The following is a 12,939-nucleotide window of genomic DNA, read 5'->3' on the forward strand; positions in this document are numbered from 1 at the left end:
GTATCTTTTCCGTACGCGCGCGCAAATAATCCACAAACAGGCAGGGAGACAAAAAAAGCCCCAGCATAAAACTGGGGCTTTTTAGTTTTAATGAAGTTATTTGTTTTCGTTATTTTCAACGGATTGAAATAAGGGACCGCAGGCACAATCCGTCTGAGACTCATTTTCAGAAGATGAAGCGCTATTCTCTACTTGAGAAACGGGCTGCTCTACCTGGTCTTGAGATTGTGATTCTGGGGCAAGTGTTTGAACAGTAGCAGAGACCTCATTTTCTACTACAACAGGTTCCTGCTCGATATTTTCTACTGTTTCCACATTTTCGGCAGGTACTTGTTGCAGAGGAACATTTTCCTCAACAACCGTTTCAGGTTGGGTATCTTGTGTGGCTTCTGCGACTGCTTCAACTTGGGTCGGAGTTTGCACAAAGACCTGTTCTTCTGCCGGCACTTCTGCAGGGGTAGCCTCGTTTAGCGTTGTTTCAGATACCGCATTTTCTTTTTGAACGGGTTGATCTGCCGGACGAGGACGCAACGTCACTTTACGCCATTGGCCTTCGCCTTCAGATACAGTAATGACAAACTCATTGTTTTCTGCTGCACGATGAATATATCGACGTAATTGAGCACTCATCGGGCGGAAACGATAGACACTGTAGCCGTTTTTGATTTGGTTGATACCATATTCCAAATCGGCATTAATTTTATCTTCGGCTTTGCGCCAATAGTTTTGCGTATCGGCAATAACGGATATCGGCTTATCAAAATGGCGGCTCAAACTCAATGTAGCCAAATATTGCAAAGACTCTAACGTTTTACCTTCTTTACCGATCACAATGGCCGGATGATCACAATCAAAGGTGAGCAAAATACGGTGTTGTTTTTCGTCCCACCAAGCATTCAAGTTTTCCGCTTTTACGTCCATATGAGCCAAAACATTGTTTAAAAAGTCTTTGGCCTCTTGTAAAGGGGCTTGCAAATATTCGGGCACAACGGCATTTTGGATTTCCAAAGACGGCAAAAGTTGTTTTTCATTCGTTTTTAAGATATTTTCAGCTTTACGGCCGGCTCCGTAAGAGCGACGTCCTCCACGTTTAATTTCGCGTACGGCGCCATCTTCTTGTTTACGACCGCGTCTATTGCCAGAGGAATGCCCTTTATTAGAACGTTTCTTTTTAGGAACGTCCATATAGATTTGAGCATCTAAATTAGAAGATACCCAACGTTTCTGGCGCACTTCCACAATAGCCGGACGAGCACCAAAACCTAAAAAGCCTTTGCGCGGATTTTCAATAACCGTCACTTCCACTTGATCTCGGCGAAGACCTAATTTTTTTAAGCCTTTTTCAATAGCCAAAGAAACATCTTTTGCTTCTACTTTTACTTTATGCGGCATAAAATAGACTCCTATTTCGCTTGTGCGAGTTTTTTATTAACCATGGTTTGAATACCAAAGGTAATCAAACTGTTTGTCAACCAGTACAATACTAAACCGGAAGGAAAATTCATAAACAACAAGGTAAAAATCAAAGGCATGTATTTAAACATGGCTGCCTGCGCAGGATCCATACCACTAGGTACGGTGGAACGTTGTTGGAAGAACATCACTGCCCCCATCAAAATAGGCAAGATGTAATAGGGATCTTTAGCAGACAAGTCCGTAATCCAACCCACAAATCCCGCTCCGTGCAAAGACCAAGAAGTGCGCAAGGCATTAAACAATGCCAAGAAAATCGGAAGTTGAATCAGCATCGGCAAACAACCTGCCAACGGATTAATCCCGTGCTTTTGGTACAAAGCCATCATTTCGCGGTTTAATACTTCCGGATTTGCTTTATATTTCTCTTGCAATCGCTTCATTTCAGGCTGTACTCTTTTCATTTTTACGCTGGATTTTAAAGACATTAAGGTAAACTTAAACAATAAAGTCTGTAAAAGCACCGTCAGCATGATAATAGCCACCCCGTAATTGCCGGTCCAACCATAGAAAGTTTCCAGCACATTGCGGGCTAAGCGACCCAATGTACCGAAGAAACCAAATTCAATACTGCGGCTAAAATGATAGGGCAGATGCTCAAAGGCTTGATAATCCTTAGGACCAAAGTAAAAGTCGGAATTTAACGCTATATTGGTTTTTCCGGCCAACGTTTGGCTGGGCACATTGATAGACAGTTGCGGTCCTTTCACCTCGCTCGTGCCAAATAATCCCCAAAAGCGTTCTTGGGTGTCAACCACTTCGCTCTTGGTCTGCAGTGTGGCGGCCGTCCAATTTTGAGGAATCAACACACTTAAAAAGTAGCGGTTTTGCACACCGGCCCAAATCCACTCTTTACTGGAAACAGGAGATTTATCTTTAGACGTAAACTTGACCAAAGTAGGGTGCTTTTTCCCTTCTTCCTGCATCAAATATACGGCTTTTGACTCACGTGCGTTATCCTTCAACTCACTTTTTACGGTAGATAAACCGGGCCCAAAGTTAAAAGAAAATGCCGGTAAGGTAATATCTTTGTTTGTTTTATTGGCAAAAGTAATATTGACGTGATTGATACCGTTTTCCGCAAAGGTATAGGTTTTTTCCATCACCACACCGCCGGCTAAATCACCCGCAAAAGTAATGGTATCTTTTGTGCGTTTGGTTTCACGGAAATCGACTTGCGGTAAGGTGGTCAAATACCCTTCCCCTTTATAAGGAGTCAGGTTAACATCACCCAATACATCTTTGAACAAATATTCTTTGATACCAGCGCCTTTAGATGTAAAAGTAATCTGAGCAACTGGAGATTGGAAGGTAATTAATTCTTCCGGTAATGCGGTTTTTTGAGTTTTAACAACAGATGCGGAAGACTCCGCCATAGCCAATTCTTGTTGAGTCTTGGCCAAAGCTTCTTCAGCGGCTTTTTGCTCTGCTTGTACACGAGGCACGACAACAAATTGATTATACCCCGTAAACAACAGCATAAAAAATACCGCTGCAAGTAAAAATTTTCTATCCATAAAAACCTCTGAAAATAGGCCGCTTGAGCGGCGGGCTTCTTTTCAGTAGGCTTTCAAACACGGAAAAGCGGGCTCTAAGGTACCGGATCGTATCCGCCCGGATGAAAAGGGTGGCATTTTAATACTCTGATAAGAGATAGCCACACTCCCTTAAAAACCCCATGTTTGGTTATTGCCTCTTTGGCATATTGACTGCAGGTAGGCGTAAAACGACACACCCCTCTCGGCCCCAACAAAGGCCGAACCAACAGCATAAAAACGCTAAGTAAAAATAGCAATAAATTCTTGCCCATCAGCGAAATTTTATTCATTTTGGGCACCGTAGCTCTGAATAGTTTGTTGAGCTTGTAATAATCCGGCCCTTTGGCACACCGCCAACAGGGCTTTTTCAGCCATGTTCAACGTGGCTAAGGTCTCGCTGTTGCGGGGACTGAAAATATAATACACCCCGCCTGATAATCTTTCCCGGTTAAGTCTGAAAGCTTCCCGCAGAAGCCGTTTTACGCGGTTTCTGACTACCGCGTGTCCTAACTTTCTAGATACAACTAGCCCCAAACGTCTTTGCTCTGTTCCCAGAGGGGCAGGCTTCCACCATAGCACAAGGCCGGGGCCTTGTATACGTTTACCGTCATGAATGGTACTCTTAAAATCGTTTTTAAGATGCAGACGGCAACCTCTGGGGAAGCCCTGGGAACTCATATGCTAAGCACGAATCAATTCGTGGCGGCCTTTGGCTCTTCTGGCGCTGAGGACTTTGCGTCCACCGGCGGTAGCCATACGGGCGCGGAATCCGATGTGTTTAGCTCTTTTGGCTTTATTAGGTCTGTATGTAGGTAGCATGCTTCTTTTTATACGAGCGGAGCAAAATACTCAAGCTCATATACTCCTGTTATTAAGTTAAATTCTCCTCTGCGGCGCAACTCACGCGGCAAAAAGGACCTATATATTATAGCTTATCAAAACGCAACTGTCCAACAGGATTTTTATTTTCCCTCTGTTTTACACAATGCGCTAAGAAATTTGCTACATTTATTATATGATATTTACAGATTCAGGTATTGTGCTTTTTCGTCAAGACTTTCGCGAAGCAGACCGCGTGATTGCGCTTTATACGTTAGAACATGGGCGCATCAACCTGCGTTTGCCGGGTGTTAACCGCGCCAAAGGAAAGTTAAAGGCTTTTAGCGAGCCTTTTACCTGCGCTACGTATCGTATTTATACTAAAAGAGCCAATGTAATGGGAACCGTCACCGGTGGAAAATTAGAACACATTTTCCCCTCTATTCGTACGGATTTGAAACGCCAAACACTAGCCTTGCATTTTTGTGAGTTGATGATGCGCCTTACCCCAATGCATCAACCCAGCGCTGAAAAGTACCGCCTTTTATTGCAGGCTTTGACAGAGCTTGAGTTAAACGGAGTAAATACTGCTTTTTCTGCTGCTTTTACCTTGCGTTTGATGACTGCCGCCGGTTTTGGTTTAGATCACCCTGTATTAAAAATAAGCAAAGAATTTTGGGAAAAAATGCACTTTGAATCTTTTTCCGCCTTAAATTTTCAAGAGCCGGAAGATTTGCTTTCTTTAAGTAAATGCAATGAAGTTTGCAGACGTTTTTTAAATCAATATCTTACTTTCCCTCTGCAAACATTAAAGCCTTTTGCCTTATCGGAAGAAGAATATTTTGAAAAATCAGAGCAATCCCCCGCCCTCGATTTGAAAGCGGCAGAAGTGATTGCGTAAAAGAAATGTCAAAGCGAACACATCTAGGCCAGCAAATCATCCATATCCGGATAAATATCACACATAGACCGATAGACTTTAAAGGCGTTCTCTTTTACAAAACTAGTAGGTTGTTTTAAATCAGGAATTATAATTGCACGTGCGCCGGCCGATATAGCCGCCGTAGCTCCTGCTACGGAATCTTCAAAAACGATGCATTGAGCAATATCCGTCTGTAAATTTTGCGCACAACGCAAAAACACTTCCGGATCAGGCTTGGGATTGGCCACATCGTCTGCCGTCACCACAGTGTGAAAAAACGACCTGATTTCATTTTTCTCCAGCAAGGTTTCCGCCCAGCGGCGAATATTAGAGGTACCCACTCCCAATTTAAATCCTCTATCATAAAAGTATTTTACCGTTTCTTTTGCACAAGGACGAAACGGAATGGGATATTTCTGCATATAGTCTTCAAAATGTCGGCAGCATGCATCGTGCAAAGCCTGCACGTCCACTTCCCTTCCGAAGTAGCTTTTCATAATCGGGGCAGCATCGGCTGCGCTCATACCAATACAGCTTTCAAACAAATCAAAAGTAAAATCCAACCCCATCGGTTTAGCGGCCGATTGATAACATTTAAAATAAATCGGCTCCGTACTAAACAGTGTGCCATCCATATCAAAAATAATGCTCTTAATCATCATTTTATTGTAGCAGTTATTTTTTCTTTCGCCAATCTTTCATTTTTATCTTCGCGCCTTCCCCTATGTTTTGTATAATTGTATATATGAAACACGGAATGAACTTTCAAGATATTATTTCTTCCTTAAACGATTATTGGAAGAAACAAGGCTGTATCCTTGTACAACCCTATGATATGGAAAAAGGTGCCGGCACATTTAACCCCGCCACCGTTTTGGGTTCTTTAACCAAGACCCCCGTTAACCGCGCTTATGTAGAGCCCTGCCGCCGCCCTGCCGACGGTCGCTACGGAGAAAACCCTAACCGCTTGGGCAAATATTATCAGTACCAAGTTATTATGAAGCCGGCTCCGGCCAATATTCAAGAAATCTATTTAAACTCTTTAAAAGCTATCGGCTTAAACCCTAAAGAACATGATATGCGCTTTATTGAGGACGATTGGCAATCCCCCACCTTAGGGGCGTCCGGCGTAGGTTGGGAAATTTGGTTAGACGGCATGGAAATTACGCAGTTTACTTATTTCCAAAACATGGCCGGTTACTCGTTAAATCCCATTACGGTAGAAATTACCTATGGGTTGGAACGTATTGCTATGTATTGTCAAAAAGTGGACAATGTCTTTGACTTACGTTGGAACGATACCGTCACTTATCGTGATGTACATCACGAAAATGAACGTCAATTCTCCCACTATTATTTTGAAGAAACCAATGTAGAACACTTGCGCCGCTACATTCAAGAAGCTGAAGAAGAATGCCATGCTTTATGCAAAAAAGGCCTCTACCTGCCTGCTTATGAATGTGCCATGCGCGTATCTCATTATTTCAATATGTTGGAAGCACGCGGAGCCATTTCTGTTTCGGACCGCACGAATATCATCACTAAAATCCGCAATTTAGCCAAAGCCTGCGCAAAAGTATATGTAGAAAGCGTAGAGCCTAAAGAAGAAAAAGAGGAGGTTGCTAAATGAACGCATTTTTAGAAATTGGTTGTGAACATCTGCCTTCTCGCTTTGTTAAACCGGCTATGAGCCAAATGGAAAGTTTGGCTAAATCCCTTTTAGAAGAAAAACGCATTTCTTACCATCAAGTATCTGCGTTTGGCACTTATCGCCGTCTGTGCCTGATTATAGAAGGCATTGCCGAGAAATCTGCCGATGAGAAAAAAGAAGTCAAAGGACCTCCGGCTAAACTTTTAAAAGATGCTCAAGGAAACTTCACTCCTCAAAGTGCCGGCTTTGCCCAAAGAAACGGTATTGCTCCTGAAAAATTGGTTATTAAAGAAACCGAAAAGGACCTTTTATTTTTGCCGATTTAAATATTAAAGGTGAAAAAACGATTAAACTCTTGCCGGAAATTTTTACTCGTATTATTACCGGTATTGAATTTGCCAAAAATATGGTTTGGGAAGAAAGCGGGCTTAAATGGGCGCGCCCGATTCGCAGTTTAATCGGTTTATACGGAAATAAAATCGTTCCTTTTGAGGTAGCCGGTGTAAAATCCAACCGTTTTACTTATCCGATTACTTCTTTTGGTCGCAAGCCGATTCGTGTGGAAAAAGCCGATAAATCTTACTATGTAGATCTTTTAAAATCCCAACCGCAGCCTATTTTGGCCCTTCCGGAAGAACGCAGAGAAGCCTTAATCCGCAGCGTTATGGCAGAAGCCAAAGCACGCGGTTATCATGCGGATTTAGATGCTGCCCTAATTGAAGAAACCGTTTATTTCACCGAACATCCGGTAGCAGTTTGCGGAGATTTTGAACTTAAGTTTTTAACTTTGCCGAAAGCCTTTATCGGCACCGTTTTCAAAACCCAACTCAAAATGTTCCCCGTAGTCAATGATCAAAATGAAATTCAGCCGTACTTTATCGCCGTACGGGATGGTGTTTCCGTCAATCAGCAAGAAGTATGCGACGGATTTAAAAAAGTAATGTCTGCACGTATGTCTGATGCTGTTTTCTTCTATGAAAACGATAAAAAAGAAAGTTTGGACTTATTTAAAAACAAATTGGCAGACCGCACTTTTTTGGAAGGCTTGGGCAATTTGTTGGAAAAATCTGACCGCACGCGCGAATTGGCCATGTGGCTCTGTGACCGCTTAAATCAAAATGCTATTAAAGACAGCGTCACCTATGCGGCTGGTTATGCTTATGCAGATTTGGCCAGTTCTGTAGTCTATGAGTTTCCTGAATTACAAGGCTACATGGGTGGCCGCTATGCAGAATTGGAAGGCCATAATGAAGAAGCCCAAGCAATGGAAGAATTTTACTTCCCTCTTTCTTCTAATTCAGAAATTCCCTCTACCTTAACCGGTGCTATCGTTTCTTTAGCCGGAAAAGTAGATACTTTGGCTGGAAACTTTATTATCGGGCAAATCCCCACCGGAAGTGAAGACCCCTTTGCTTTACGTCGTCAGGCCTTTGGTGCAGTGCGCATTTTACTTGAAAAAGGATTAAACGTTTCTTTAAAAGAAGTAATCCAAAAATCTTTATCTCTTTATGCCGGTAAAGATCTACAAGAAGCAGAGAAACAACTAAAAGATTTCTTCTTCCAACGTTTAGCCTTGCTCATGCAACAACGTGGCCATCAAGCCTCCACCTTACAAGCGGTCAACCATTGGTATGAAACACCCCTTGAACAAGTGGAAACCTTGATTAAAGTGTTGGAAAATAGCCGAAGCGGTGCAGACTTTGCTGCCGCAGCAGAAGCCTCCAAACGCGTATGTAATATCCTGAAAAAGGCGTCTGTTTCCGACAATCGCGTAGAGGAAAACCTCTTACAGCAAGAAGCTGAAAAAGAACTTTTCAAAACTGTACAAAATGCAGAATCCGTATTAAATGAATTGGCATCTCAAGGACAAACACAAAACGTTTGCGAACAAACTTTGTCTGTTTGTGCTGGCTTTGCCGCTCCGTTATCTAAGTTCTTTACAGATGTAATGGTCAATGTAGACGATACCGCCGTACGCAACAATCGGTTAGCATTGCTAAGCCATGTGCGCAGTATTTTAACGCAAGGCATAGCAGATATCAGCAAATTATAAGGTTAAAAACACATCAAAAACCCTCGTTTATCGACGAGGGTTTTCTTTTTTATTTTACCCCTTGACAATTTATTAAATCCGCTTATACTAAGTAATAAGTTAGTCCCGGTTCTAATGTTGTTTGGGGCTTTGTATGACTGCCAGATGTGAGAGGTTGGACCGCTGGGTTGGGCTTCATTTACGCGCGGATGTATGAGCCGCAAATGGAGTGTTGCAAGGAAGGTTGCCGTTGATGTGCGCCGCGTATGTTGTGTGTCTTCTCTGCGGCGGCTAGCGGTAAGGCCGTGCAGACGTGGCGGAAGTAGCGGAGGTTGATGTATATGGTTCGGCCGATGCGAAGTGAGCAGTTGACAAGGTGTCCGAAGCGTAATTCGTTGGAACTGAGTAGAAAAGGAAAATGCAATGACACAAACGACGTGACCCCCCGATTGGATATCGGGGGGCCTTTTTTGTGAAAAAATATATATGAATAAAAATCCCACTTTTAGCAGGGTCTTTAATTACTCAAGCACACTGGGCGGTGGCAAAGGCCCATCTGTCAACAGAGAGTCTTCCTTCGGCTGAGATGTAGCCGTTGAAACGGTACTTTGAGTACCCGTCAAATTCAACTCTTCAGCTTCAGTCATCTCTTTGTCAATTTGAGTTTCTTGGTTTTGTTCTGTCCCGTCTGTCTGTGGCAAAGGGGTTAAGCGCATTTCTTCATAGGATTCCAATGCCGGCTCAATGGATTGCTCCATCGGTTCTTCTTGCACAGTCGGCCCCATGACAACAGGTTTAGATTGAACCTCTGCTTCTTGGTGAGAGTTCGTTTTCGGGCTGTATGTACCGGAGGGATTCCACCAAGTCGGAGGATTTCCGGCACAAGCACACAAAGATAGAGCAAACAAACAAATAAATAAATTTTTCATATTTTTATTATATCCTTTTTATAAAATTTTTTGTGCTAAAAGAGCCTCTTTATATAAAGCACCTGCCCGATAACTGCTCCGCACCAACGGACCACAAGCAGCACCTAAAAACCCAATAGAGAGAGCATATTGCTGCCACTTTTGATATTCTTGCGGCTGAGGATAAGACAGTACGGGATGATGCTCTTTAGAAGGTGCCAAATACTGCCCGATCGTTAGCAAATCCACCCCTACAGAACGCAAATCCTGTAAGGTATGTTTGATTTGTTCGTTTGTTTCCCCCAGCCCCAACATGATGCCTGATTTAGTGAAAACATTCGGAGCTACTTTTTTGCAATGGGCCAATAGGTCTAAAGAACGTCTGTAATCCGCTCCCACACGCACGCCGGCATAAAGTTCGGCAACGGTTTCTATGTTATGGGCCAATACGGCAGGACGCGCCGACAGCACCGTTTCCAAATCTTCAGTTTTTCCGCGAAAATCAGGAATCAACGGCTCTACTTGTACTTCAGGAGTGCAAGCGCGTATCGCCTCTATCACGCGGGCAAAATGGCCGGCCCCTCCGTCTTTTAAATCATCGCGGGTAGGAGATGTCAGCACCGCGTAGTGGATATTCCATTCTTTGACGGTTTTTGCCACATTTTCCGGCTCTTGCTCATCAGGCGGTAAAGGGGTTTGTTTGGTGACGGCGCAAAATTTGCAACCGCGCGTACAAATGCCCCCCAAAATCATAAAGGTAGCATCACCGCAGTTGAAACATTCACCGCGATTGGGACATCGCGCCTCTACACATACAGTGTGTAAAGAGCGCACGTCTAATGAATTTTGCGCTTGCAAAGCGCGCTGAGAACGAAGGGCGGCCTTGTTTTTGCCGACCATTTCTTTTAACCATTGAGGAATTTGTGCCGTCATATTGATATAATTATAGTAAATATGAAAAAATTACTCCTTTTATTTTTAACGTTTTTTATTGCTTTTTGTGCGCAAGCGCAAGAAAAAGCAGCGGTTAGTTTGTCAGAAGCGGCAGAAACTTATTTTTCCGGCCACCCACAAACCGCTTTAGAGCAATATTTGCAAATTTCCAAAGAGAGCAAAGAAAAAGATGCTTTTTTAAATGCGGCCTATATTGAATTGGAACAAGGCCACCCCAAGCAAGCAGTAGATATTATGAGCGTGGCTTATTTGCTTTATCCGACTGATGCTGAAGTGACGGAATTTATGGCCGAAGCCTATTTGGCAGACGGCCAATATGAAAATGCTGAGAAATTTTTCTCATTATTAGAGGGCGGCGGAGAACGGTCCGAATTTTTACTTATTCACTTAGCCAGAGCACAGCTGGGTATGGGTGAAACTCAACTGGCCAAACTTAATTTACAAAGAGCCGCCAACGGCAATAATCATACCGCTTTGTCTAATTTTTTATTAGGACAAATTTACGAGAAAGAAACACAATGGCAGCAGGCAGCCGCTGCCTATGAAAAAGCGGTCAATTATGACCATCAGTTTACCGAAGCCCGCCTTGCTTGGGCACGTAGTTTGGAAAAAGCCAAAAATTATAATGAGGCTTATCGTCAATATCGCATTTTACGCTCTGCCAGCCCCAAAAATACCGTTTACAATGCCGCCCTTACGCGTCTAAAACCCAAACTTACCAAACAAGAAAAAGAGTTGGAAAACCGCAAAGAACGCCAACTGCACACCATTGTAAAGCCGGTTGTTTCGCTGGAAGGCAAATTACAAACCCTTCGTGTCGCCATCGGCACTACGGCCGGAGGAAGGCCTGCCACGCGCAACCAATTGACCTTTATCCCCTCCCACCCGTTTACAGTCACACTAAAAGCAACCGGCAAAACCTTGCTGATCGGCAAAGCCAAAGAAACTTGGAGTGTGCAACTAAATAAAGGGAAAGCAGTATTAGTATCTGCAAAAGGGAAGAAATATCCTTTTTCGGGCAGTATTATCATAACTGTAAAACCCCCCTCCTCGTTTGAGGGTGCTACCATTTTGGTGAAAAAAGTAATGAGCGGCGCCGGTATGACGTGGGCCAGTGTTGATGATAAAGAGTATCGTGGACAATTGGAAATAAAACACGACGTCAAACGCGCCACATTGTTGGCAATCAATATCGTCAATATTGAGGAGTATTTAATGGGGGTTATGTCTTCGGAAATGCCCAAGCAATTTCCTATGAATGCCTTGCGTGCACAAGCGGTATTGGCACGCACATATGCTATGAAGCACTTAGGTAAGCATAAAGCCTACGGCTATGATTTATGCGATACGCAAAACTGCCAAGTATATGGTGGGGTCACAGCCGAAAGCGAAACGGGAAACGCAGCCGTAGAGTCTACGATGGGTCAGGTACTCTTGTACAAAGAAAAACCCATAGAAAGTGTGTTTTCGGCTAATGCAGGAGGTTTTACACAGAGTGCCAAAGAAGCAGGCTGGTATGCTACGGACTATTTAAACCCCGTTTCCGATTATAAAGATTTTGATTTTACCGCCCTTCAGCCCTATCAATTTAAAAATTTACTTCAGCATCCGCATGATGCATATAGTAAATATGACAAAAATGTCAGCCGTGCGGCCTATCGTTGGACGCGCGTCGTGGAAGAAAAAGACTTGCGCCAGATTATTAAACGACAGAAAAAAGACATCGGCACCATTACCGCCATTATTCCGCAAAAGCGGGGACGTTCCGGTTATGTCAGCCAAGTTTTAGTCAAGGGAACAAAGGGTAGTGTGACACTTAAAAAAGAAAATGTAATCCGCAATAACCTTTGTCCCGGCATGCTTAGAAGCAGTTATTTCATTGTGGTGCCTAACTATGAAGACAGAAAACTGAAAAACTTTGTCTTTTACGGTGGCGGTTGGGGGCATGGGGTAGGCTTTTGTCAAACAGGTGCTGCCGGCCGGGCTGAAGCTGGGCAAGACTATAAAGAAATTTTACAACATTACTTCCCCAATACTGATTTAACCGATACCAGAAAAGAATAAAATCCCACTCCGATTAGAGATGCTAATCTTGCTGGTTCCCATTCTCGATGAACGATAGACTATTTTTAATTGCACGACGAGAAAATGAATTTATAAAATCCCACATTAATTGTAAATCTTTACTGTTTTTCCAATTTAAGGAACGGTAAAAATTAGTTGTCAAATCTTGTCTATATATACTAATCTGTAAGATTTCAGGGGAAATCTCTGCCACTAATTGATCAGATATTTTGACATAAATCGGATTAATACTTACACTAGTTACGCTGAAACCGTCAGGGTCACGAATAAGGTATCCGTCGACATTGACCATAACGTTTGGAGCAGATCCTAGAAAATATTGCCAACCTTCAGTCAGTTCCGCCCCAGAAAAGAAGGCGATCAAGGTTTCATACTCTTGTTGATTTAAAGATTGTAGGTCTGCAAAATTACGGTTTAAGACATAATATTTAAAGATCGGGTTTTTCTCCATATAATACACCCATTTTTCCCGGACCTCTAAAATATTCTTAAACTCTTGGAGTTTTCTCTCGCCGTACTTAGCTCTATACGTTTCTTCGCAAGCTTCCAAACCGCCA

Annotated in this window: 14 protein-coding genes; 5 read left to right on the forward strand and 9 right to left on the reverse strand. The window is 43.1% G+C overall.

The genetic code is table 11. The features are described 5' to 3' along the window. Positions 1–96 precede the first annotated feature (96 nt). The 5 genes from IKL48_06930 to rpmH all read right to left on the reverse strand — a co-directional run bounded on the left by IKL48_06930 (position 97) and on the right by rpmH (position 3,830). On the reverse strand, positions 97–1,392 hold the full coding sequence (locus IKL48_06930; GenBank protein ID MBR3604381.1) for a Jag N-terminal domain-containing protein: 1,296 nt from the start codon (positions 1,390–1,392) through the stop codon (positions 97–99). A gap of 11 nt (positions 1,393–1,403) precedes the next feature. After that, the gene (yidC, locus tag IKL48_06935; GenBank protein ID MBR3604382.1) at positions 1,404–2,990 is read right to left on the reverse strand and encodes a membrane protein insertase YidC; all 1,587 of its coding nucleotides are present in this window, start codon (positions 2,988–2,990) and stop codon (positions 1,404–1,406) included. Positions 2,991–3,064: 74 nt separating this feature from the next. Continuing rightward, a complete protein-coding gene (yidD, locus tag IKL48_06940) occupies positions 3,065–3,301 on the reverse strand; it encodes a membrane protein insertion efficiency factor YidD (GenBank protein MBR3604383.1) in 237 nt (78 codons plus the stop codon). Then, entirely contained in the window at positions 3,294–3,689 is a 396-nt protein-coding gene (rnpA, locus tag IKL48_06945) for a ribonuclease P protein component (GenBank protein MBR3604384.1), read from the reverse strand. Before rnpA ends, yidD begins: the two co-directional genes overlap by 8 nt. Before the next feature lie 3 nt (positions 3,690–3,692). Next, positions 3,693–3,830 carry a 50S ribosomal protein L34 gene (rpmH, locus tag IKL48_06950; GenBank protein ID MBR3604385.1) on the reverse strand — a complete coding sequence of 46 codons (138 nt, stop codon included), beginning with the start codon at positions 3,828–3,830 and terminating at the stop codon, positions 3,693–3,695. Between the two features lie 196 nt (positions 3,831–4,026). Here rpmH and recO point away from each other — a divergent pair, with 196 nt between their 5' ends. Further along, positions 4,027–4,731 carry a DNA repair protein RecO gene (recO, locus tag IKL48_06955; GenBank protein MBR3604386.1) on the forward strand — a complete coding sequence of 235 codons (705 nt, stop codon included), beginning with the start codon at positions 4,027–4,029 and terminating at the stop codon, positions 4,729–4,731. Between the two features lie 23 nt (positions 4,732–4,754). Here recO and IKL48_06960 read toward each other — a convergent pair whose 3' ends face one another. Next, a complete protein-coding gene (locus tag IKL48_06960; protein ID MBR3604387.1) occupies positions 4,755–5,414 on the reverse strand; it encodes an HAD family phosphatase in 660 nt (219 codons plus the stop codon). A gap of 95 nt (positions 5,415–5,509) precedes the next feature. Here IKL48_06960 and IKL48_06965 point away from each other — a divergent pair, with 95 nt between their 5' ends. The 3 genes from IKL48_06965 to glyS are packed head-to-tail and all read left to right on the forward strand — an operon-like array spanning position 5,510 to position 8,456. After that, the gene (locus IKL48_06965) at positions 5,510–6,382 is read left to right on the forward strand and encodes a glycine--tRNA ligase subunit alpha (GenBank protein MBR3604388.1); all 873 of its coding nucleotides are present in this window, start codon (positions 5,510–5,512) and stop codon (positions 6,380–6,382) included. Continuing rightward, complete coding sequence (locus tag IKL48_06970; GenBank protein MBR3604389.1) at positions 6,379–6,729, forward strand: glycine--tRNA ligase subunit beta; 351 nt, start codon at positions 6,379–6,381, stop codon at positions 6,727–6,729. The genes IKL48_06965 and IKL48_06970 overlap by 4 nt, the downstream gene beginning before the upstream one ends. Further along, positions 6,714–8,456 (forward strand): glycine--tRNA ligase subunit beta, encoded by a 1,743-nt coding sequence (gene glyS / locus IKL48_06975; protein ID MBR3604390.1) that lies wholly within the window; start codon positions 6,714–6,716, stop codon positions 8,454–8,456. The genes IKL48_06970 and glyS overlap by 16 nt, the downstream gene beginning before the upstream one ends. 500 nt (positions 8,457–8,956) lie before the next feature. On the opposite strand, the gene IKL48_06980 is transcribed toward glyS, so the two are convergent. Then, a complete protein-coding gene (locus IKL48_06980) occupies positions 8,957–9,364 on the reverse strand; it encodes a hypothetical protein (protein ID MBR3604391.1) in 408 nt (135 codons plus the stop codon). Between the two features lie 18 nt (positions 9,365–9,382). Further along, positions 9,383–10,276, reverse strand: coding sequence for a lipoyl synthase (gene lipA / locus IKL48_06985; protein MBR3604392.1), 894 nt, complete (start codon positions 10,274–10,276; stop codon positions 9,383–9,385). 21 nt (positions 10,277–10,297) lie between these two features. Between lipA and IKL48_06990 the strand changes: the two genes are divergently transcribed. Continuing rightward, positions 10,298–12,361: a SpoIID/LytB domain-containing protein gene (locus IKL48_06990; protein MBR3604393.1), complete on the forward strand. Its 2,064-nt coding sequence runs from the start codon at positions 10,298–10,300 to the stop codon at positions 12,359–12,361. A 22-nt stretch (positions 12,362–12,383) separates the two neighbouring features. On the opposite strand, the gene IKL48_06995 is transcribed toward IKL48_06990, so the two are convergent. Beyond that, a partial coding sequence (locus IKL48_06995) for a hypothetical protein (GenBank protein MBR3604394.1) occupies positions 12,384–12,939 on the reverse strand: 556 nt, incomplete at its 5' end.

The sequence above is a fragment of the Elusimicrobiaceae bacterium genome (assembly GCA_017520185.1).
Classification (GTDB): Bacteria; Elusimicrobiota; Elusimicrobia; order Elusimicrobiales; family Elusimicrobiaceae; genus Avelusimicrobium.

Bases quoted from the DNA above. Each gene is read 5' to 3' on its own strand.
- IKL48_06930 (MBR3604381.1), bottom strand. From the start codon at position 1,392: ATGCCGCATAAAGTAAAAGTAGAAGCAAAAGATGTTTCTTTGGCTATT.
- yidC (MBR3604382.1), bottom strand. From the start codon at position 2,990: ATGGATAGAAAATTTTTACTTGCAGCGGTATTTTTTATGCTGTTGTTT.
- yidD (MBR3604383.1), bottom strand. From the start codon at position 3,301: ATGAATAAAATTTCGCTGATGGGCAAGAATTTATTGCTATTTTTACTT.
- rnpA (MBR3604384.1), bottom strand. From the start codon at position 3,689: ATGAGTTCCCAGGGCTTCCCCAGAGGTTGCCGTCTGCATCTTAAAAAC.
- rpmH (MBR3604385.1), bottom strand. From the start codon at position 3,830: ATGCTACCTACATACAGACCTAATAAAGCCAAAAGAGCTAAACACATC.
- recO (MBR3604386.1), top strand. From the start codon at position 4,027: ATGATATTTACAGATTCAGGTATTGTGCTTTTTCGTCAAGACTTTCGC.
- IKL48_06960 (MBR3604387.1), bottom strand. From the start codon at position 5,414: ATGATGATTAAGAGCATTATTTTTGATATGGATGGCACACTGTTTAGT.
- IKL48_06965 (MBR3604388.1), top strand. From the start codon at position 5,510: ATGAACTTTCAAGATATTATTTCTTCCTTAAACGATTATTGGAAGAAA.
- IKL48_06970 (MBR3604389.1), top strand. From the start codon at position 6,379: ATGAACGCATTTTTAGAAATTGGTTGTGAACATCTGCCTTCTCGCTTT.
- IKL48_06980 (MBR3604391.1), bottom strand. From the start codon at position 9,364: ATGAAAAATTTATTTATTTGTTTGTTTGCTCTATCTTTGTGTGCTTGT.
- lipA (MBR3604392.1), bottom strand. From the start codon at position 10,276: ATGACGGCACAAATTCCTCAATGGTTAAAAGAAATGGTCGGCAAAAAC.
- IKL48_06990 (MBR3604393.1), top strand. From the start codon at position 10,298: ATGAAAAAATTACTCCTTTTATTTTTAACGTTTTTTATTGCTTTTTGT.